Source organism: Desulfoprunum benzoelyticum (assembly GCF_014201505.1).
Taxonomy (GTDB): domain Bacteria; phylum Desulfobacterota; class Desulfobulbia; order Desulfobulbales; family Desulfocapsaceae; genus Desulfoprunum; species Desulfoprunum benzoelyticum.
Genome location: NZ_JACHEO010000020.1, coordinates 1 through 22,071, shown reverse-complemented (window position 1 = coordinate 22,071; position 22,071 = coordinate 1). Strand labels below are relative to the sequence as shown.

Sequence of the window (22,071 nt, the reverse complement as noted above, 5' to 3'; positions counted from 1 at the left end):
CCCCGCCGCGGCATCGACCATCAACCGGACGACAGGCCATACATTCAGCCAAACGGGCGACAATCATGCCGAAACGAACCGACATCCACAAGATCCTCATCATCGGCTCCGGGCCGATCATCATCAGCCAGGCCTGCGAGTTCGACTATTCCGGGGCCCAGGCGGTCAAGGCCCTGAAGGAAGAGGGCTACGAGGTGGTGCTGATCAACTCCAACCCGGCCACCATCATGACCGACCCGGAACTGGCCGACGCCACCTATATCGAACCGATCACCCCGGAGATGGTGATCAAGGTCATCGAAAAGGAGCGGCCCGACGCCATCCTGCCGACCCTGGGCGGCCAGACCGCCCTCAACACCGCGATCAAGGTCGCCGAAACCGGGGCCCTGGAAAAGTACGGAGTTGAACTGCTCGCCGCCAATATCGACGTCATCAAGAAAGCGGAAGGGCGCGAGGAGTTCCGGGCAGCGATGCAGGCCATCGGCCTCAAGGTGCCGGAGTCGGCGATCGTCCACACCCTCGAGGCGGCGATGGCGGCAGCCGACACCATCGGCTTCCCGATCATCATCCGCCCGAGCTTCACCCTCGGCGGCACCGGTGGCGGGGTCGCCTACAACCGCCAGGAACTGGAGGATTTCTGCCGTTCCGGGCTCGACCTGTCGATGACCACCGAGATCATGCTCGAGCGCAGCCTGCTGGGCTGGAAGGAGTTCGAACTCGAGGTCATGCGCGACAGGAACGACAACGTCGTCATCATCTGCTCGATCGAAAACATGGATGCGATGGGGGTCCACACCGGCGACTCCATCACCGTCGCCCCGGCCCAGACCCTGACCGACCGCGAGTACCAGGAGATGCGCGACGCCGCGATCGCCATCATCCGCGAGATCGGGGTCGAGACCGGCGGCTCCAACGTCCAGTTCGCGGTCAACCCGGCCGACGGCGAGCTGATGGTCATCGAGATGAACCCCCGGGTGTCGCGCTCCTCGGCCCTCGCCTCGAAGGCCACCGGTTTCCCGATCGCCAAGATCGCCGCGAAGCTGGCGGTCGGCTACACTCTCGACGAGATCAAGAACGACATCACCCGCGAGACCTACGCCTCGTTCGAACCGACGATCGACTACTGTGTCGTCAAGATCCCGCGCTGGACCTTCGAGAAATTCCCGCAGGCCGACGACGTGCTGACGACGGCGATGAAATCGGTGGGCGAGACAATGGCCATCGGCCGGACTTTCAAGGAGGCCTTCCAGAAAGGGATGCGCTCGCTCGAGACCGGCCGCTTCGGCTTCGGCGGCGACGGCCGGGACCGGCTCGATCATCTCGACAGCGAAGATCTCGAGCAGGGCCTGCGGGTGCCGAACTCCAGGCGCGTCGCCCACATCTACGAGGCGATGAAGCGCGGGTTCACGCCGGACCGGATCTACGCCCTGACCCATATCGACCCCTGGTTCCTCCACAATCTCCGGCAGATCGTCGACACCGAGGGCCGGATCCGGGAGCGCGGCTTCCAGGGCCTGGACCGCGATTTCCTCCGCACCTGCAAGCAGCAGGGATTTTCCGACCGGCAGCTGGCCTGGCTGACCGGCACCTCGTCCGACGACGTGCGCGGCCTGCGCAGGCAGCTCGGCGTCCTGCCGGTCTACAAACTGGTCGACACCTGCGCCGCCGAATTCGAGTCCTACACCCCCTACTACTACTCGACCTACGAGGAGGAGAACGAGGCGACCCGCAGCGATCGCCGCAAGATCGTCATCCTCGGCGGCGGCCCGAACCGCATCGGCCAGGGCATCGAGTTCGACTACTGCTGCGTCCATGCCGCCTTCGCCCTGCGGGAGATCGGGGTCGAGTCGATCATGATCAACTCCAACCCCGAGACCGTCTCCACCGACTACGACACCTCGGACAAGCTCTACTTCGAGCCGCTGACCCGGGAAGATGTCCTCAACATCATCGAGTTGGAGCAGCCGGAGGGGGTCATCGTCCAGTTCGGCGGCCAGACCCCGCTCAACCTCGCCGTGCCGCTCGAGAAGGCCGGGGTCAAAATCATCGGCACCCAGCCCGACGCCATCGACCGGGCCGAGGATCGCAAACGCTTCCAGAAATTCCTGCAGAAGCTGGGCCTGCGCCAGCCCGACAACGATACGGTCACGACCCTCGACGAGGCCCTGGCGGCGGCGAACCGCATCGGCTACCCGGTGGTGGTCCGCCCCTCCTACGTCCTCGGCGGCCGCGACATGCGGATCGTCTATACCGACCAGGGGATCCGGGATTTCATGGCCGCCATCGGCATCGCCACTCTCGAACACCCGATCCTGATCGACAAGTTCCTGAAGGATGCCATCGAGGTCGACGTCGACGCCCTCTGCGACGGCCGGCGGACGATTATCGGCGGGATCATGGAACACGTCGAGGAGGCCGGCATCCATTCCGGCGACTCGGCCTGCGTCCTGCCCCCCCATACCCTGTCGCCGCAGCTGATCGAGGAGATAAAGCAGGCGACCCGGGCAATGGCCGAGGAACTCGGGGTTATCGGCCTGATGAACGTCCAGTACGCCGTGCAGAACAAGGTCCTCTACATCCTCGAGGTCAACCCCCGGGCCTCGCGGACCGTGCCCTTCGTCAGCAAGGCGACCGGGGTGCCGCTGGCCAAACTGGCGACCAAGGTCATGATGGGTGCAAGCCTTGACGACCTCGGCCTGATGACCGAGGTCGAGATCAGCCACTGGGCGGTCAAGGAGGCGGTCTTCCCTTTCGACCGCTTCCCCAATGTCGACACCCTGCTCGGCCCGGAAATGAAATCGACCGGCGAGGTCATGGGCATCGACGACAACCTCGGCCTGGCCATCGCCAAGGCCCATCTCGCCGCCGGCGGCCGACTGCCCCAGTCCGGCAACGTCTTCATCAGCGTCCGCGACAGCGACAAGCCGGCGATACTGGCGATCGCCCGCTCCCTCGACGAGATGGGGTACATGATCTGCGCCACCACCGGGACCGCCGCTTTCCTCAAGGACAACGGCATCGCCTGCGAGCATGTGAACAAGATATCCCAGGGCCGGCCCCATATCCTCGACCGGATCCAGGACGGCGAGATTTCGTGGATCGTCAACACCAGCCTGGGCAAACGCACGACCGAGGATTCCTACAGCATCAGAAGAGCGGCGCTCGATTTCCATATCGCCTATACCACGACCGTCACCGGCGCCGCTGCGGTGGTCACGGCGATGCAGGAGATGAAACGTAAGGCGATCGGCGTTCAGCCTGTACAATACTTCACGCGATCGCTACAATAGACAGCGGAAAAAAGGGGAATTCCCCTCGACAGCGGCAGATGATGCCTTACATTAAACGATTGAGTCGGGTCCTCGAGCCGGTTCATCCAGCTCCCCACGGCCCGATGATCCGCCCAAGTTCACTGCATTATCAAAACAGGAGCACCGGAGGTCTTCTTGAACACATTCTATAAAAATCTGAGCATGTGGCTGGTGATTGGCCTGACCATGATCCTGCTCTACAATCTTTTCAACAAACCCCAGGAAAGTCTGTCGTCGCTCACCTACAGCGAGTTCATAGCCAACATCAACAGCAAGGCCATCACCCGGGTCCAGATCAACGGCGATGTCCTCTCGGGGACCCTGCAGGACGGCAAGCCGTTCAAGACCGTCTACCCGATCAACGACAGCGAAATCATTCCGATGCTGCGCAAGGCCGGGGTCGACATCACCGTCAAGGAGGTCCAGAAGGACTCCTGGCTGATGACCGTCTTCGTTTCCTGGTTCCCGATGCTGCTGTTGATCGGCGTCTGGATCTTCTTCATGCGGCAGATGCAGGGCGGCGGCAAGGGAGGGGCGCTGTCCTTCGGCAAGAACCGGGCGCGATTGATGGAGCAGGGCAAGAACAAGGTGACCTTCAAGGATGTGGCCGGGATTGACGAGGCCAAGGAAGAACTGGAAGAGATCATTGATTTTCTCAAGGACCCCCAGAAATTCACGGTCCTCGGCGGCCGCATTCCGAAGGGCGTGCTGCTCGCCGGCTCGCCGGGAACCGGCAAGACGCTGCTCGCCAAGGCCATCGCCGGTGAGGCCGATGTCCCCTTCTTCACGATCTCCGGTTCCGACTTCGTCGAGATGTTCGTCGGCGTCGGCGCCTCCCGGGTCCGCGACCTGTTCACCCAGGGCAAGAAGCATGCCCCCTGCATCATCTTCATCGACGAGATCGACGCCGTCGGCCGCCATCGCGGCGCCGGCCTCGGCGGCGGCCACGACGAACGCGAGCAGACCCTCAACCAGTTGCTGGTGGAGATGGACGGTTTTGAATCGAACGAAGGGGTCATCATCGTTGCCGCCACCAACCGCCCCGACGTCCTCGACCCCGCCCTGCTCCGCCCCGGCCGTTTCGACCGCCAGGTGGTGGTGCCGATCCCCGATGTCGGCGGCCGCCAGCAGATCCTGGAAATTTATGCCAGAAAGACCAAGATGGAGCCGAACGTCGACATGGAGGTGCTGGCCCGCGGCACCCCCGGCTTCTCCGGCGCCGACCTCGAGAACCTGGTCAACGAGGCGGCGCTGATGGCGGCCCGCACCGGCGCCAAGACGATCAACCTCGAGATTCTCGAAAAGGCCAAGGACAAGATCATGATGGGCGCCGAACGGCGGTCGATGATCATCACCGACAAGGAGAAGAAGATCACCGCCTACCACGAGGCGGGCCATGCCCTGGTGGCCTGGCTGCTGCCGGGGACCGACCCGATCCACAAGGTCACCATCATCCCCCGCGGTCGCGCCCTCGGCCTGACCATGCAGCTGCCGGTCGACGAAAAGTACACCCACTCGAAGAGCTTCCTCGAGAATTCGATCTGCATCCTGTTCGGCGGCCGCATCGCCGAAAAGATCATCTTCGACGAGATCACCACCGGGGCCGGCAACGACCTCGAACGGGCTACCGTTCTCGCCCGCAAGATGGTGTGCGAATGGGGGATGAGCGAAGAGCTCGGGCCGTTGACCTACGGCAAGAAGGAAGAGCAGATCTTCCTCGGCCGGGAGATCGCCCAGCACCGGGATTTCAGCGAAGAGACGGCACGCCAGATCGATGTCGCGGTCAAGCGGATCATCGTCGAGGCGGCGGACAAGGTCACCAGGCTGCTCGAGGACAACCGCGACATCCTGACCCGGATGGCCGAGGACCTGCTCGAGAAGGAGACCATCGTCCTCGAGGACATCGTCGGGATGATCGAGGACCTGCGGCCGGGCATGTACACCGACAAGCTCAAGCCGCAAAAGCCGACCGCCAGGACGAAGACCCAGCCGGAAAAGACCCCTCCGGCCGCCGAAACGGCGGTCGAAGAGGAGCAGGCGGTATCCCGGGAGAAGGGTGGAGAGGCCGAGGCAGCCGATCCGCCGCCGGAGCAGGAGGGGAACCGCCAGTGACCCCAGCCGCCATAAAGATCATGGGCATCCTCAACGTCACCCCGGACTCGTTTTCCGACGGCGGCTCCTTCTATTCGTTCGATCTGGCCGTAGCCCATGCCGAGAACCTGATCGCCGACGGCGCCGACATCATCGACATCGGCGGCGAATCAACCCGGCCCTTTGCCAAGCCGGTTTCCCTCGATAACGAGTTGCAGCGCACCATCCCGATCATCGAGGCCATCCGCAGGCGCCACCGGATCCCGATCTCGATCGACACCGTCAAGGCCGAGGTCGCCCGCCGGGCGCTGGCCGCCGGGGCCGACATCATCAACGACATTTCGGCCCTGCGCCACGATCCCGACATGCTCGACGTCGTGCAGAATTCGACGGCAGCGGTGATCGTCATGCACATGCAGGGCACTCCTGCCGATATGCAGGTCAATCCCGTCTACGACAACGTGGTCGGCGATCTCCTGAAGTTCTTTCAGGAGCGGATCGACTGGCTGACCGCCAGCGGTGTCGATCGCGATCGCCTGATCCTCGACCCGGGTATCGGTTTCGGCAAGACCGCCGACCATAACCTGAGCATCCTCAAACACCTGAGCCGGTTCACGGCGCTCGGCCTGCCGGTTCTTCTCGCCCACTCCCGCAAGCGCTTTCTCGGCGAGCTGACCGGCCTCGCCGCCTCCCAGAGAGATCAGCTGACCGCCGTAGTATCGGCGCTCAGCGTCAACCACGGCATCTCCTACCTCCGGGTCCATGATGTTGCCTCGACCCGGCTGGCCGTCCGGTTGGCCGAGGCCATCGCCCAGGCCGAGTAAAGTCTTTTGATCATCGCCCAGCCGTCGTAGGCGACGGCCTGACACCTGCAACCACCCGCGGATCATGACCTCAGCCTCCGACCCGATCGCCATTATCGCCGATCAACACCGACTCTCCCCCGTCCAGGTCCAGGCCGCCGTCGACCTGCTGGCCGCCGGCGCCACCATCCCCTTCATCGCCCGTTACCGCAAAGAGGCGACCGGCTCCCTCGACGAGGTTGCCGTCACCGCCATCCGCGATCAGCTGCACTCCCTGACCGAGATCGCCAGGCGGCGAACGGCCATCACCGAATCGCTGGCGACCCAGGGGGTCCTCACCGAGACCATGCAGCAGCAACTCGAGGCGGCAACGACGCTGGCCCGGCTCGAGGACATCTACCTGCCCTTCCGCCCGAAACGGCGGGCCAAGGGGATGATCGCCAGGGAGAAGGGGCTCGAACCGCTGGCCCAGGCCCTGTTCAGCCAGCCGCCATCGCCGGTCGATCCCCGGCCCTATATCGCCCCGGAGAAAGGGGTGGCATCGGAGGAGGAGGCCCTGGCCGGGGCCCGGGACATCATCGCCGAGATCATCAGCGAGGATCTCCCCAGCCGGGCCGGTCTGCGCCGGCTGTTTCAGGAGCTGGCGGACATCAGCTCGAAGGTCGTGAAAAAGCACCAGGACCAGGGCGCCAAATTCCGTGACTATTTCGACTGGCAGGAACCGGCCGCCAAGGCCCCCGGTCACCGTCTGCTGGCGATGTTCCGCGGTGAAAACGAGAAGGTGCTGACGCTTACGGTCAGGCCGGCCGAGGACCTGGCGCTCGACGATCTCGCCGCCCGCCACCTCCGGTCGTCGCCGGCGCGGCAACAGGTCGGGATGGCGCTCACCGACGGCTACCGGCGATTGCTCGCCCCGTCCCTGGAAAACGAGTTGCGGCGGGAGCTGAAAGGCAGGGCCGACCGGGAGGCGATCGCGATCTTCGCCGCCAACCTCCGCCACCTGCTGCTGGCGCCGCCGCTGGGAGAAAAACGGGTGCTGGCGCTCGACCCCGGATTCCGCACCGGCGCCAAGCTGGTCTGCCTCGACGCTCAGGGCCGTCTGCTCCTTGCCGCGACGGTCTACCCCCTGCTGGGGCCGAAGCAGGCCGAAGAGGCCGGGCGGATCGTTGCCCGCCTGGTCCGTGAACAGGGGATAGAGGCCATCGCCATCGGTAGCGGCACCGGCGGCCGGGAGACTGAAGAATTCGTGCGCGGCCTCGAACTGCCGGCGGATATTATCATCACCCTGGTCAACGAGGACGGGGCCTCGGTCTATTCCGCCTCCGAGACTGCCCGCCGCGAGTTTCCCGATTACGACATCACCGTCCGCGGGGCGGTGTCGATCGGCCGGAGGCTGCAGGACCCGCTGGCCGAACTGGTCAAGATCGAAGCCAAGGCCATCGGCGTCGGCCAGTACCAGCACGATGTCGACCAGGCCGAGCTGCAGAAGGCCCTCGACGAGACCGTCGTCAGCTGCGTCAATGCCGTCGGGGTCGAGCTCAACACCGCCAGCCTTGAACTGCTGACCGCCGTTTCCGGTCTCGGGCCGACGCTGGCCGGCAACATCATCGCCCACCGTAACGCCAACGGTCCCTTTGCCGGCCGGGCGGAATTGCGCCGGGTACCACGCCTCGGGCCCAAGGCCTTCGAGCAGTGCGCCGGTTTCCTGCGGATCCGCGGCGCCGCCAACCCCCTCGACGCCAGCGCCGTCCACCCCGAGCGCTACGGCCTCGTCGCCCGGATGGCGACTGATGCCGGCGTCACCGTCGAGCAGCTGATGGCCTCGGCCGCCGCCAGGGACAACCTGGTCCTGGAACGCTATCTGTCACAGGAGATCGGCATGCCGACCCTGAAAGACATCGTCCACGAGTTGGCGAAGCCGGGCCGTGACCCCCGCACATCCTTCGTCCCGTTCCGTTTCGCCGCCGGCATCCACCGCCTTCAGGATCTCCAGGCCGGCATGGTGCTGCCGGCGATCATCACCAATGTCACCCGCTTCGGGGCCTTCGCCGACATCGGCGTCCACCAGGACGGACTGATCCATGTCAGCCAGCTCGCCGACCGTTTCGTCAAGGATCCGGCCGAGGTCGTCCGGGTCCGCCAGCAGGTCGAGGTCAGGGTGCTGGAGGTCGACTGCGACCGCAAACGTATCTCCCTGTCGATGAAAACGCAGGACTGACGACCTGCCGTCTTGGCGGATTTCCCCTACGCCGAGAGCGGCCAATGGGTGAAATTCCGCCAATTCATCACCACCGGTTGGACCTCTATCATTTCGAATGAAACGATCTTGCAGGGTTTGATATAAAATTGCATACCTGGTCCCGATCTTGCTTTAACAGTGAGTAGAAGTAGGGCATCCGGCTTGCTCCCGGGGAGGCACGGCAATTGTCCCCGACTCGACCGGGTATCACGCATCATCACCATGTTAACGGAGGAGAACCATGTTTGGAACTGTGACAAAGGCGTTAACCGCATTGACGATCTCAGCTGCTTTCCTGGCAGCCCCGGCATTTGCTGCCGACCCCATCAACCTCAAGTTCAGTCATGTCGTCGCCGTCGATACCCCCAAAGGCCAGGCGGCCGAGTTCTTCAAGAAACGGGCCGAGGAACTGACCGGCGGCAAGGTCAAGGTCGATGTCTACCCCAACAGCCAGCTTTACAAAGACAAGGAGGAGATGGAAGCCCTGCAGCTCGGCGCCGTCCAGATGCTCGCCCCGTCGCTGGCCAAATTCGGCCCCTTGGGCGTCAAGGACTTCGAGGTCTTCGACCTGCCCTTCATCTTCAACAACTATGACGACCTCCACAAGGTCACCAAAGGCGAAGCCGGCCAGACGCTGCTGGCCAAACTCGAGCCGAAAGGAATCAAGGGCCTGGCCTACTGGGACAACGGTTTCAAATCGATGTCCGCCAACACCCCGATCAAGACTCCCGCCGACCTGAAGGGCAAGAAACTCCGGATCCAGAACTCGAAGGTTCTGGAAGAGCAGATGCGCGCCATCAAGGCCATCCCCCAGATGCTCGCCTTCTCCGAGGTCTATCAGGCCCTGCAGACCGGCGTCGTCGACGGCACCGAGAACCCGATTTCCAACTTCTATACCCAGAAGATGCACGAGGTCCAGAAATACATGACCATCACCGACCATGGCTACCTGGGCTACGCGGTCATCGTCAACAAGAAATTCTGGGATGAACTGCCGGCCGACATCCGTGCCCAGCTCGAGACCGCAATGAAAGAGTCTACCGACTACGCCAACAATATCGCCAAGGAGAAGAACGACCAGGATCTCGAGGCGGTCAAGGCCTCCGGCAAGACCGAAGTCACCGTCCTGACCCCGGAAGAGCGGGCCGCCTTCCGCTCGGCGATGCTGCCGGTCCATGACAAGATGGCCAGCCGGATCGGCAAGGAGACTATTGACGCCGTATATCAGGCAGTCAGCTTCCAGAAGTAATATCGACTGACATCAAGGACGAAGCAGGGCGGCCGGCTGCAATGCCGGCCGCCCTGCCCTCATTCCGGGAAGGAGGCGGCAGCAGTCATGGCAGCAGCAATGAAGTTTCTCAATCATCTGGAGGAATGGTTCATCACCTTCCTCATGGCAGGGGCGACCCTGATCATCTTTGTGGCGGTAGGTCACCGTTATGCCGCCGGCTGGCCCATACCGGTGGTCCAGGACTGGCTGCTCGAACTCAATCTCGGTTGGGCCCAGGAACTGTGCATCATCATGTTCGTGTGGATGGCCAAGTTCGGCGCCGCCTACGGGGTCCGGACCGGCATCCATGTCGGTGTCGACGTTCTGATCAACCAGATGAAGAAACCGCTGCGCGGCAAGTTCATCATCTTCGGCCTGCTGGCCGGAGCGACCTTCACCGCCATCGTCGCCTTCTTCGGTTTCAACTTCGTGTGGGAGAACGGCATGCACTACGCCGTCTACTCCAAACTCGGCCTCGCCTCGCCCGACATGTTCGCCGGGCCGACGACCCCCGACCTCGAGTGGCCGACCTGGGCGGTCTACAGCGCCGTCCCCTTCGGTTCCACCCTGATGTGTTTCCGCTTCCTCCAGGTCACGGTCAACTTCATCCGCTCCGGCGAACTGCCGAAACATGACCACGGTCATGTCGAGGGCGTCGAGGAGATCAAGATCCCGGCCGAAGAACCGCAGATTTCAGTGCGTGAACCTTTCCATACGGCAACAGACAAGGAGGACAAACGATGAGCGCGATTGTCATCTTCGGCGTCCTGCTGGTCCTGATGCTGACCGGCATGCCGATCTCGATTTCCCTCGGCCTGACGGTTCTGACCTTTCTCTTCACCATGACCCAGGTGCCCCTCGAATCGGTGGCCCTGAAACTGTTTTCCGGGATCGAGAAGTTCGAGATCATGGCGATCCCCTTCTTCATCCTCGCCGGCAACTTCCTCACCCATGGCGGCGTCGCCAAGCGGATGCTGAACTTCGCCACCTCGATGGTCGGCCACTGGTACGGCGGCCTGGCCCTGTCCGGCGTTGTCGCCTGCGCCCTGTTCGCCGCCGTCTCCGGTTCGTCGCCGGCGACAGTCGTCGCCATCGGCTCGATCCTGATCCCGGGCATGGTCAAGGCCGGATTTCCGCTGCGCTTCGGCGCCGGCGTCATCGCCACCTCGGGAGCCCTGGGCATCCTGATCCCGCCCTCGATCGTCATGGTCATGTACTCGATCGCCACCAACACCTCGGTCGGCGCCCTGTTCATGGCCGGCGTCATCCCCGGCCTGATCATGGCCGCCATGCTCGGCGGCACGACCTGGTACCGGGCCAAGAAAAACAACTACCCGCGTCAGCCGAAGGCCTCCTGGGGTGAGCGATTCCGCACCTTCCGCGCCTCGGTCTGGGGCCTGATGCTGATCATCGTCGTCATGGGCGGCATCTACAGCGGCATATTCACCCCGACCGAAGCGGCGGCGATGAGCGCGGTCTACTCCTTCGTCGTCGCCGTCTTCATCTACAAGGACATGGGGATGAAAGACGTGCCCAAGGTCCTGCTCAACTCGGCCAACATGTCGGCGATGCTGCTCTATATCATCACCAACGCCGTCATGTTCTCGTTCATCCTCGCCAACGAGAACATCCCCCAACTCCTGACCGACTGGCTGCTCGACAAGGGCCTCGGCCACATCGCCTTCCTGTTCGCCGTCAATATCCTGCTGCTGATGGCCGGCAACTTCATGGAACCGTCGTCGATCATGCTGATCTTCGCCCCGATCGTCTTCCCAGTGGCGATGAAACTCGGCATCGATCCGGTCCATCTCGGCGTCATGATGGTCGTCAACATGGAGGTCGGCATGTGCCATCCGCCGGTCGGGCTCAACCTCTACGTCGCCTCGGGCCTGACGAAGATGGGGATAACCGAGCTGACCGTCGCCGTCTGGCCGTGGCTGCTGACGATGCTCGTTTTCCTGGTCGGGGTCACCTACTGGCCGACGATGTCGCTGTGGCTGCCGAAGGTCCTCGGCATGATGTGAGTTCCCGAAGCCGGGGCGGGCGTTCCGCCCCGGCATCCGTTCCCGTCTCCGCCCTCCTCCTCCCTGCCCCTCCCGTCACCGTACCGCCGCAACCGACGGCCGCCCCTCCGCGCCAGGCCCTGCCTGACGGCCGCCCCCACGCCGGGGTTCAGGCCAGAGGACGGGGCCGCTTCTGGCTGACGTAGATCCCGAGAAAGACCAGCAGCGAAGCCAGGACCTGCAGCCGGGTGAAGGTCTCGCCGAGGAAGAGGAAGCCCATGATCACGGTGAACACCGGGATCAGGTTGATATAGGCCGAGGCCTGACTGGCGGGCAACTGACTGACCCCGAAATTGTAGAGGAAATAGGCGCCGATGGTGACGCAGCTGCCGAGGTAGAACACCGCCATCGCCGGCAGCGGGACGAACGTTGTCGGCAGGATCGTCGACGGCGAGAGGAGGAAGAAGGAAAAGAACACCGCTCCGACCCAGGACTGGATCGCGGTGAGGAACAGCGGCGAGTAGTTGCTGCTGAGGTGTTTGAGCGAAATCGTGTAGCCCATGGCGCTGACCATCGCCAGGAACTCGAGAAAATTACCGAGCAGGGGATTCGGGGCCTCGACCGTCGTCTCGCCGCTGACGCTGAGCAGGCCGGCGCCGGCAATGGCCAGGGCGAATCCGACGATCGTCTGCCGCGCGATCCGCTCGCCGAGGAAGATCGTGGCCCCGACCGCCACCAGGAGCGGCAGGATGGCGGTGATCATCCCGGCCTGGGAGGCGGTCGTCAGCTCCATCGCCTTGGCCTCGAAGATGAAGTAGATGCAGGGCTCGCACACCGCCATCAGCACGAGAAAGCGCAGGTCCTGGCGGCGGATGCGGACCTGGCGCAACCGTGGCAGCAGAAAGAGAAAACAGAAGCTGCCGACCAGCATCCGGCCCCAGATGACGATCATCGGCGAATAGGAACGGAAGGCGATCTTCAGGGCGATGAACGAGCTGGCCCACAGCACCATCGCCGTCACCAGGCAGACCACCGGCAGCCATCCCGTCGACTTTTCGTTCATCGCCATTCTCCCCGCCGTCACGAGCGCAGCTCGCCGAGCACCGCCCGCCGGCCCCGTACCCGGCGGATCGTCCCTTCGGCCAGGTACAGGGCCAGCGCCGTCCAGATGATGCTGAAACCGATCATCCGCTCCCGCGGAAACTCCTCATGGTAGAGGAGGATGCCGATGAAGAAGCTGATCGTCGGCGCCATATACTGGAGCAGCCCCAGGGTCGACAACGGAATCTTGTGGGCGGCGAAGCCGAAGAGGAGCAGGGGAAGGGTCGTGACGACCCCGGCCCCGATCAGCAGGATCGCGGTGATCGTCGTGCCGCCCTGGATGGCGCCGCTGCCGGTGAACTCGACAAGCAGCAGATAGGCGGCCGCCGGGAGGAAGAACAGCAGGACCTCGATGCCGAGGGCGTCCATCGACGGCAGGCTGCTCTTCTTGTGCAGCAGGCCGTACACGGCGAAGGTGACCGACAGCGACAGGGCAATCCACGGAAAGCGGCCATAGTAGATCGTCAGGTAAAGCACCCCGATGACGACGAGGACCAGGGCGGCGATCTGACCGGGGCGCAGCCGCTCCTTGAAGAAAAAGACCCCGAACACGACCGAGATCAACGGGTTGATGAAATAGCCGAGGCTGGCCTCGAGGATGTAGCCGGCGTTGACCGCCCAGATATAGATCAGCCAGTTGACCGCGAGCAGCAGGGCGGAGGCGCCGAAGATCCCGAGATTGCGGCGGTTGGCGAGGGCCTGCCGGAATGCGGCGAAGCGGCGGACACAGAGGATGATCCCGAGGGTCACGAACAGCGACCAGGTCATCCGGTGGCAGAGGATTTCGAGCGCCGGGACGGTCTGCAGGGCCTTCCAGTAGACCGGCAGGACGCCCCAGATGATATATGCACAGGAAGCGGCGATGATGCCGCTGTAACGGGCCATGTGTTCTCCAAAGCGGCCGCGGGTGAATTTGATTCGACGCGGTGGCGATAATGCTTATTCTGATTCTACGGAACCGTCCGTTCTAGCAGATGTGCCCAGATCCCGCCAGCAAAAACGGGAGCCGGCGTCCCTGCCACCCACCCGCAGCCCGCGGGGTGTCCGGCATCCCTGACCAAAGGAGTCGATGATGAACCATACCCGAAGAGCCAACCGCCTGATCAACGAGAAGAGCCCCTATCTGCTGCAGCACGCCTACAATCCCGTGGATTGGCAGCCCTGGTCCGATGCGGTTTTCGCCCGGGCCCGGGAGGAGGACCGGCCGATCTTCCTGTCGATCGGCTATTCGACCTGCCACTGGTGCCACGTCATGGCCCACGAGTCGTTCGAGGACGAGGCGGTCGCCGCCCGGCTCAACCGTTTCTTCATCCCGGTCAAGGTCGATCGCGAGGAGCGCCCCGACCTCGACCGGATCTACATGACCGCGACCCAGGCGATGACCGGCTCCGGCGGCTGGCCGCTGTCGGTCTTTCTGCTGCCTGACGGCCAGCCCTTTTTCGCCGGCACCTACTTCCCGCCCCGGCCGATCGCCGACCGTCCGAGCTTCACCGACATCCTCACCGCCATCGAACGGGTTTGGCGCAGCGACCGTGGTCGGATCAACGACTCGGCCGCCCGGATCACCGCCTGGCTGCGGCAACTCACCGCCCCCGCCCAGGCCGAGGCGGATCTCGCCGCCGATCTGCCGCAGAAGGGCCTGGCCGCGCTCGGCGCCATGTATGACCGCAGTTACGGCGGCTTCGGCAGCGGCAATAAGTTCCCGCAACCGGCCTACCTCGAGCTGCTGCTCCGCCACGCCTTCGCGACCGGCGACCGCGATGCCATGGAGATGCTGGTCGCCACCCTCAACGCCCTGACCGCCGGCGGCATCTACGACCATGTCGGCGGCGGCTTTCACCGTTATGCCGTTGATCGGCAGTGGCGGGTGCCGCACTTCGAGAAGATGCTCTACGACCAGGCCCAGCTGGCCGCCGTCCTGCTCGACGCCTCCCTGGTGACCGGTCACTCCGGCTACGCCGCAACCGCCGGCGCCACCCTCGACTACTGCCTCCGGGATCTGCGCCGGCATGGCGGCTTCTTCTCGGCCGAGGACGCCGACAGCGAAAACCCCTACGATCCGGAGGAGCACGGCGAAGGCGCCTTTTACCTGTGGCAGGAGGCGGAGATCGACGCGGTCCTCGCCCCGGGCGAGGCGCCGGTCTTCAAGGCCGCCTACGGGGTGGAGCCGGGCGGCAACGCCCTCGGCGATCCGGGCGGGGAGTTCACCGGCCGCAACATCCTCTACCGGGCGCTGGACGACCGCGATCTGGCCAAACGCTTCGGCCGCAGCGAGGAGGAGATCGCCGCCCTGCTTCACCACGGTCGCCAGGCCCTGCTGCAGCGGCGCGACCGCCGGACCCGGCCCGGTCTCGACGACAAGATCATCACCGCCTGGAACGGCCTGATGCTCACCGCCCTGGCCAAGGGCAGCCGCATCCTCGCCGAACCGCGCTATCTCGAGGCGGCCGAGGAGACGGCCGATTTCCTGTTCGAGCACCTGCTGGTCGAGGGCCGGCTCAAGCGGCGCTGGCGCGACGGCGAGGCCCGGTTTGACGCCGGTCTCGACGACTATGCCTTCCTGATCCAGGGCTTTCTCGACCTGTATGCCGCCGACCACCGCCCCCTCCGCCTCCAGCAGGCCCTGAAGCTGGCCGCGACGATGGTCGCCGATTTTGCCGATCCGGCCGGCGGTTTCTTCGATACCCCGGCCGCCGGCGGACTGATCGTCCGGACCAAGGATCGCTACGACGGCGCCGAACCATCCGGCAACTCGGTGGCAGCGCTGGTCCTGCTGCGTCTGGCCCGCCTGACCGGCGACGACTCCTGGCGAGAGCTGGGCCGGCAGACCATCCGCGCCGCCGCCGCCACCCTCGAGGAACAGCCTGCCGCCCTGCCCCTGATGCTGGCGGCACAGCTGCTCGACCAGGGCCGAGCCCGGCAGGTCGTGATCGCCGGCTATCCGGACGACGACGACACCCGACTGCTGCTCGGCGCCGTCAACAGGCGCTATCTGCCCGACACCACGGTGCTGGTGGCTGACGGCGCCCGCAACCAGGACTACCTCGCCACCCTGCTGCCGTTCATCGCCGAGGTCGGGAAGAAGGACGGCCGGGCCGTCGCCCAGGTATGCGAAGGCTTCAGCTGCCGGCTGGAGACCGGCGATGCGGCGGAACTGGCCCGCATCCTCGGGCAATAAGAGACTACAGCAGCTCGCTGGCGGTCCAGTAGTAGACGATATAGGCCCCGGCGACGAAGAGGAGAACAGCGGAGATTTTCTGGACATGGGGCAGGACCCGGCGCAGCGCCCCGACCACCACCCCCTGCTTGACCACGGCGATCCCCAGCGTCAGCACCAGCATGACGCTGCCCATGCCGGAGATATAACTGACAAACTGGAGGATGCCGACGGTGAGGTCGCCGGAGGCGATCGAACTGCCCATCACCAGCAGGAAGATCGGCAGGGTGCAGCTCATCGAGGTGGCGCCGAAGGCCATCCCGAAGATGAAGAAATCCCACACCCGCATGCGCCGGGGGTCGCCGAAGCGCTCGGAAAAGCGGAGCAGCGACGGCAACGACACATAATGTCCCATCAGGGTCCAGACCCCGAGGATGATCAGGACGATGCCGACCAGCAGCGACAGCCAGGGGATCATCCGGTTGAGGAAAGTGCCGCCCAGGGTGATGACGCCGCCGGTAATGCCGAACAGCAGGCCGAAGCCGGCGGTGACGACCGCCGTGATCCACAGGGCCTTAATGATGCGCAACAGTGCCGACTGGGAATAGAATTTGCTGTCCTCGGCCCCGAGATAGAGCGTGAGATAGACCGGCAGCATCGCGAAGCCGCAGGGATTGACCGCCGACACCATGCCGGCGCCGAAGGAATAACCGAAGGGGAGATAGGCGGCGATCTGGGTCAGCCATTTACTGATAAGGACCTGTAATTCCATTGTCTCGTTGTACCATGAGAGGGTTCAGCGGCGCACGGCCACTCGGATGACGGCGCCAGCAAGGCGACATCCCGCCCGCCTGCGACCGCCGATTGTCCCCAAGGTACCATGTTTGCCGGCAGACTCCAAGAGATCACGGGAACAGAGCGGGCGGATCGCCCGCATCATCCCTCAGTTCCATATCGATCGCCCCGGGATCGCCCCGCCGCGACGGTCCAGGATCGCGGGGGGACGGTCGCCTCAGTCCGCGGCGAAACCCGGCTCGTGCTGGGCCAGCACCGTCTCCCAGTTGCGGAAATCCTGGTAGAGGTCCTGGCGCACCGGATAGTCCCAGGAACCGGTGGTGTGCACGATCCGGCCGCCGAACCCGGTCTTGAACCGGTACATGCCGTGAAAGGAATGGCCGGGGTCGTCACCGGGCGAGATCGCGCCCATGTCGTAGGTGCGGCAACCGCGGGACAGGGCGTAGCGCATGGCCTGCCAGTGCAGGGCATAGGGGGCCATCAACTGCCGGCGGTGGTTGGCCGAGGCGCCGTGGAGGAAGAGAGCCCCCTGTTCGGACAGGACCAGGATCGCCCCGGCCAGGGGCTCGCCCTGGTGGCGGGCCATGAGCAGCACCACCTCCGGGTCGGTTGGCAGGCTGCGGTCGGCGTCGAACAGGGCGGTGAAGTAGCGGTAGTCGCTTGCGGCAAAACCGTTGCGCTCGGCGGTCTGCACGTACATTCGATAGAAGAGGGGCAGCTCTTCCTTCGCGCCGACCTCCACGCCCACGCCCTTGCGCTCGGCGAGTCGGATGTTGTAGCGGGTCTTGGCCTTCATACGGCCGAGCAGGTGGGCCTCGTCGCCGTCCAGGTCGACCACGAATGTGTTGGCCACGGTCACGTCCACCGGCGCCTTGCGCAGGTTCCAGCGCTCGGTGCCGAAATTCATGCGCATCTCGCGGACCCGGGATTCGGGGAAATCGACCCAGTGCTGTGCACGCATCTCGCTGGCATAGGGGGATTCCCACGGCAGATCGTAGCGGATGAAGGTGAGATTCGCGTCGATCTGGTCGACCACCGATTCGGACAACGATTCGAGGAAGGGGCCGTACTCCTCCTGCGGCGGGGCGAACTCCGGTCCCTGGGGGACGTAGGCGGCCACCCCGTCCGGGCCGAAAGGCTTGACGATCACCAGCATGTCGCGGGCCGCCGGCGAGCCGTCGATTTCGAAGGCGTAGGTCCGCCAGCCGAGGCGGGATTTCACTTCGCCCCAATACCTGCTTTGAAACAGGATGTCGGTCGGATACAATTCCCGTGGTCGTTTCGGCGTGAGCGTGGGATGCACGGCGTCTTCTCCTTTCAGTGGCGCCTGCGGTGCGATCGCAGGGCGTCAGCGGGCTGACGGAACAAAAAAAGAGCCGACCCCGGAAAGGGGCCGGCATGGTCTGTTGTGTATCGAAGCAACATCCATGCCGGGTTGTCCAATCAGGGACCGCGACGACAGGAAAAGGCAAATGTTGGACGAGAAGTACGCATCAACAGGGAGTTGATGTCGGTGCCCAACCGCGCGACGGGCGCCCTTTGTCCGCTTTTCCAGTGGTGAACGGACAGGAAAAACGGGGCGTTTTTCCCCGGTGACCAAATCTTCCCCATCCCGGGGAGACCGCCACCGCGATTTATCAGGGAGGTGACAGCATGCAGGAACAGGCCCTGCTCGAGGAACGGGCGAAACTGATCGAACGCAACAAGGAACTCTCCTGCCTGTACGAGATCGCCAAGATCGTCGCCCACAGCGGAACCACCTTTGCCGAGGTCCTGCAGGCCATTGTCCGGGTGCTGCCCTCGGCCTTCCACGATCCGGAACGGGTATGCGCCCGCATCGTCGTCACCGGGCAGGAGTTTCAGAGCGACGGGTTCACCGCCTCCACCCAGGTCCTGCACGCCGACCTGCCGCTGGAGGGCGACGAGCGCGGAGCCATCGAGGTGTTCGCCCTTGACCGGGGGCGGACCGCCGACCCGGCTGGCGACCCCTTCCTGGCCGAGGAACGCCAGCTGCTCCAGGCCATCGCCGGCCAGGTCAGTCTGATGATCGGGATCCATCTGGCCAACGAGCGGCGCGCCCGGCTGGAGAGCCAGTTGCGCCACGCCGACCGCCTCGCCAAGGTGGGCCAGCTCACCGCGGGCGTGGCCCACGAGCTGAACGAACCGCTGGCCGCCATCCTCGGTTTCGCCCAACTGGCGGCGAAGAAGATCGATGCACCCGAGCAGGCGGGTCGCTACCTGGAGCGGATCATCCAGAGTTCGCTGCACGCCCGCGAGATCATCCGCAAGATGCTGTTGTTCAGCAGCCCCGGGGTGGGCCGCACCGGCCCGGTCGACCTGAACCGGGTGATCGCCGAGGGGCTGGCCATCCTCGAGCCGCGTTTTGCCAGGAGCGCGATCCGCGTGGTCACCGACCTGGCCCCAGGCCTTGAGCCCATCGAGGCGGACAGCGCCCAGCTCACCCAGGTGCTCGTCAACCTGGCACTCAACGCGGTCCAGGCCATGACCGAGGGTGGCGCCCTCAGCCTGCGCACCGAGCGGGGCGAGGGCGAGGTGCGCCTGGTCGTGGCCGACGCCGGCACCGGCATGGACGCGGCCACCGTGGAGCAGATCTTCCTGCCGTTCTTCACCACCCGGGAGGTGGACGAGGGCACCGGCCTGGGGCTGTCGGTGGTGCACGGCATCGTCACTGCCCACGGCGGGCGCATCGACGTACAGAGCCGCCCGGGCCGGGGCACGATCTGCACCATCTCCCTGCCAACCCGCAGGGATGCGGAGGTTGAAGCTGCGGCCGCGGCGAAGGGGAGGACGGAACATGGCAGCTGATCGACCGACCGAGGCGCTCCTGACCCCGGAACACTGCCGCATCCTGGTGGTGGACGACGCCGCCGACGCGCGCGAGGTGATCCAGACCCAGCTGGAGGATCAGGGCTACCGGGTCGCCGCCTGTTCCTCGGTGGAGGAGGCGCTGGCCCTGCTCGCGACGACGCCCTTCGACCTGATCATCACCGACCTGCGCATGCCCCGGGCCAGCGGCCTGGAGCTGGTCGGTCACGTGCGCGCCGCCCTGCCGGACACCGAGATCATGATGGTCACCGGCTACCCGACCATCAAGGGCGCGGTGGAGGCGGTCAAGACCGGGGCCGAACACTACCTGGCCAAGCCCTTCACCGAGCACGAGCTGGTCGAAACGGTGGGCGCGGTGGTCGCCAAACTCGCCCGGCGGCGGCTGGCCCACGACCACGCCCCGGCAATCGACGGCGCCCACGGCATCGTCGGCCGCTCACCAGCCATGCAGCGGGTCTTCCGGCTCATCGACCGGGCCGGCGGAACCGCGGCCACGGTCCTTATCGCCGGCGAGAGCGGCACCGGCAAGGAACTGGTCGCCCGCGCCATCCACTACGCCGGCGAGCACCGGGGGGCGCCGTTCGTGTCGGTCAACTGCGCCGCCATCCCCGAGCATCTGATCGAGAGCGAGCTGTTCGGCCACGTCCAGGGGGCCTTCACCGGCGCGGTCGCCTCTCGCCGCGGCTTCTTCGAGATGGCCGCCGGCGGCACCCTGTTCCTCGACGAGATCGGCGACGCCAGCCCGGCCATGCAGGCCAAGCTGCTGCGGGCCATCGAGGAAAAGATCATTCACCGGCTCGGCTCCAGCCGGCCGGTGCGGATCGACGCCCGGCTGGTGTTCGCCACCAACAAGGACCTGGCGCAGCTCATCGACCGCGGCCTGTTCCGCGAGGATCTCTACTACCGCATCAACGTCATCGACATCCCCCTGCCGCCCCTGCGCGAGCGCGGCGACGACCTGCTGCTGCTGGTCAACCATTTCCGCGCCCGGTATGGCCGCGACCTGGGGCGGCCGGCGCCCCTGTTCAGTGACGAGACCCTGCGCCGGCTGGTCGCCTACCACTGGCCCGGCAACGTCCGCGAACTGGAGAACCTGGTGCAGCGGCTGGTGCTTCTGGCCGAGGGCGAGCGGATCGAGCCGGCGGACCTGCCGGCGACGCTGCGGCCGGTGCTCGATCTGCCCCGGCGGCTCGACCGCCGCCTCGCCGAACACGAGGCCGACTACATCCGCGCGGTGCTGGCCAGCGTCGACGGCAACAAGACCCGGGCCGCCGCCATCCTCGGCATCGACCGCAAGACCCTGCGCGACAAACTCGGCCGGCAGGGTTGAGCCCGGGGGCATATGCTCACGAAAGGACCATCTCCACCGACGCGGATTTGAAAAAGTGCGCGAAAATCTTTAATGCAACAATCCGATACAATGGTATTCCTTCAAAGGCCACTATAAAGTCCAACGGCAATTCCACTTCCTCAACACAGAGGTTCGGCAATGTTGACAACTATCCGTCAATTCTGGCTAAATTGCAAAACCGGCATGCACTGTCTTTGCCTGTCGCTTGTTGGCATGCTTGTATTCAATGGCGCCGCACAGGCAGAAGCCCTGCTGCTGGCCAAAGAGTACCAACAACAAAATGTGCTTGGCTGGGCCATGAGTGAAAAGCTCGACGGCGTACGTGCCTTCTGGAACACCAGGCAACTGCTCAGCCGGAATGGCTATGCCTTTACCCCGCCCCCTGAATTTACCCGTGATTTTCCGCCCTTTGCCCTTGATGGCGAATTGTATAGCGGTCGTGGGCAATTTGAGCGCATCTCCGCTGTGGTGCGCAGCTATCGCGGCGACTGGTCGAAGCTCAAGCTCCACGTTTTCGACGTGCCGGAGGCGCCAGGCAACCTCTATGAGCGTCTGGCGGTGTTGCAGAAATGGCTGGACGCACATCCACAGGCCAACATCGTCTGTATCCCGCAGCAACCGGTACACGATTTTGCCCAGGTGCAGGCGTTCTTACGGCAGATAGAAGCGGGTGGCGGGGAAGGAGTGATGCTGCGCGATCCAAAGGCGCCCTATCAAGGCGGACGCAGCAATCAGCTGCTCAAGTTGAAAAGCGTGCACGATGCGGAATGCACAGTGACTGCGCACCACCCCGGTAAAGGCAAGTACACAGGCAGGCTGGGCGCATTCAGCTGTCGTAACGAAGACGGCGAATTTCGTATCGGTTCAGGTTTGAGCGATGCCGAGCGCAGCAATCCGCCGCCCGTGGGCACGGTGATCACCTATCGATACCGCGGTTTCACTGCCAAGGGCTTGCCGCGTTTTCCCACCTATTTGCGGGTGCGCAGCGACCCCTGATGTTAATTCAAAATCTGATTACCATCGAACTTCAGCCAGCTTGAGCAGGCGCTGCGGGACCGGCTGAGTTTGTAAGGCTATATAGGTTAACCGATCAACCATTGTAT

The 22,071-nt window shown here is 64.5% G+C and carries 15 protein-coding genes; 11 read left to right on the top strand and 4 right to left on the bottom strand.

Annotated features, from left to right (window positions below; translation table 11 throughout):
• Positions 1-65: 65 nt before the first annotated feature.
• The 7 genes from carB (at position 66) to HNQ81_RS14145 (ending at position 11,738) form a co-directional block, all read left to right on the top strand.
• Complete coding sequence (gene carB / locus HNQ81_RS14175) at positions 66-3,290, top strand: carbamoyl-phosphate synthase large subunit (RefSeq protein ID WP_183351961.1); 3,225 nt, start codon at positions 66-68, stop codon at positions 3,288-3,290.
• Between the two features lie 156 nt (positions 3,291-3,446).
• Positions 3,447-5,423, top strand: a complete 1,977-nt coding sequence (gene ftsH / locus HNQ81_RS14170) for an ATP-dependent zinc metalloprotease FtsH (RefSeq protein WP_240191736.1) — start codon at positions 3,447-3,449, stop codon at positions 5,421-5,423.
• Positions 5,420-6,226 carry a dihydropteroate synthase gene (gene folP, locus HNQ81_RS14165; RefSeq protein WP_337833460.1) on the top strand — a complete coding sequence of 269 codons (807 nt, stop codon included), beginning with the start codon at positions 5,420-5,422 and terminating at the stop codon, positions 6,224-6,226. The genes ftsH and folP overlap by 4 nt, the downstream gene beginning before the upstream one ends.
• 64 nt (positions 6,227-6,290) lie before the next feature.
• Positions 6,291-8,423, top strand: a complete 2,133-nt coding sequence (locus tag HNQ81_RS14160; protein ID WP_183351960.1) for a Tex family protein — start codon at positions 6,291-6,293, stop codon at positions 8,421-8,423.
• A 262-nt stretch (positions 8,424-8,685) separates the two neighbouring features.
• Positions 8,686-9,693: a TRAP transporter substrate-binding protein gene (locus tag HNQ81_RS14155; protein ID WP_183351959.1), complete on the top strand. Its 1,008-nt coding sequence runs from the start codon at positions 8,686-8,688 to the stop codon at positions 9,691-9,693.
• A 99-nt stretch (positions 9,694-9,792) separates the two neighbouring features.
• Positions 9,793-10,458 (top strand): TRAP transporter small permease, encoded by a 666-nt coding sequence (locus tag HNQ81_RS14150; RefSeq protein ID WP_183352003.1) that lies wholly within the window; start codon positions 9,793-9,795, stop codon positions 10,456-10,458.
• Entirely contained in the window at positions 10,455-11,738 is a 1,284-nt protein-coding gene (locus HNQ81_RS14145) for a TRAP transporter large permease (RefSeq protein WP_183351958.1), read from the top strand. Before HNQ81_RS14150 ends, HNQ81_RS14145 begins: the two co-directional genes overlap by 4 nt.
• A 148-nt stretch (positions 11,739-11,886) precedes the next feature.
• On the opposite strand, the gene HNQ81_RS14140 is transcribed toward HNQ81_RS14145, so the two are convergent.
• A complete protein-coding gene (locus HNQ81_RS14140) occupies positions 11,887-12,780 on the bottom strand; it encodes a DMT family transporter (protein WP_183351957.1) in 894 nt (297 codons plus the stop codon).
• Between the two features lie 17 nt (positions 12,781-12,797).
• Positions 12,798-13,703: an EamA family transporter RarD gene (gene rarD, locus HNQ81_RS14135; protein WP_183351956.1), complete on the bottom strand. Its 906-nt coding sequence runs from the start codon at positions 13,701-13,703 to the stop codon at positions 12,798-12,800.
• 184 nt (positions 13,704-13,887) lie between these two features.
• Between rarD and HNQ81_RS14130 the strand changes: the two genes are divergently transcribed.
• Positions 13,888-15,996 (top strand): thioredoxin domain-containing protein, encoded by a 2,109-nt coding sequence (locus HNQ81_RS14130; RefSeq protein WP_183351955.1) that lies wholly within the window; start codon positions 13,888-13,890, stop codon positions 15,994-15,996.
• Between the two features lie 4 nt (positions 15,997-16,000).
• Here HNQ81_RS14130 and HNQ81_RS14125 read toward each other — a convergent pair whose 3' ends face one another.
• Together HNQ81_RS14125 and HNQ81_RS14120 are read right to left on the bottom strand one after the other, a co-directional pair.
• Positions 16,001-16,747, bottom strand: a complete 747-nt coding sequence (locus HNQ81_RS14125) for a cytochrome c biogenesis CcdA family protein (protein WP_183351954.1) — start codon at positions 16,745-16,747, stop codon at positions 16,001-16,003.
• 240 nt (positions 16,748-16,987) lie between these two features.
• Positions 16,988-18,073: a peptidoglycan bridge formation glycyltransferase FemA/FemB family protein gene (locus HNQ81_RS14120; protein ID WP_183351953.1), complete on the bottom strand. Its 1,086-nt coding sequence runs from the start codon at positions 18,071-18,073 to the stop codon at positions 16,988-16,990.
• Positions 18,074-18,423: 350 nt separating this feature from the next.
• Here HNQ81_RS14120 and HNQ81_RS14115 point away from each other — a divergent pair, with 350 nt between their 5' ends.
• From HNQ81_RS14115 to HNQ81_RS14105, 3 genes are all read left to right on the top strand, one after another.
• Positions 18,424-19,596, top strand: a complete 1,173-nt coding sequence (locus tag HNQ81_RS14115) for a sensor histidine kinase (protein WP_183351952.1) — start codon at positions 18,424-18,426, stop codon at positions 19,594-19,596.
• Complete coding sequence (locus HNQ81_RS14110) at positions 19,586-20,947, top strand: sigma-54-dependent transcriptional regulator (RefSeq protein WP_183351951.1); 1,362 nt, start codon at positions 19,586-19,588, stop codon at positions 20,945-20,947. Before HNQ81_RS14115 ends, HNQ81_RS14110 begins: the two co-directional genes overlap by 11 nt.
• Before the next feature lie 204 nt (positions 20,948-21,151).
• Positions 21,152-21,964, top strand: a complete 813-nt coding sequence (locus tag HNQ81_RS14105) for a DNA ligase (RefSeq protein WP_205240261.1) — start codon at positions 21,152-21,154, stop codon at positions 21,962-21,964.
• The last annotated feature ends 107 nt before the right edge of the window (positions 21,965-22,071 follow it).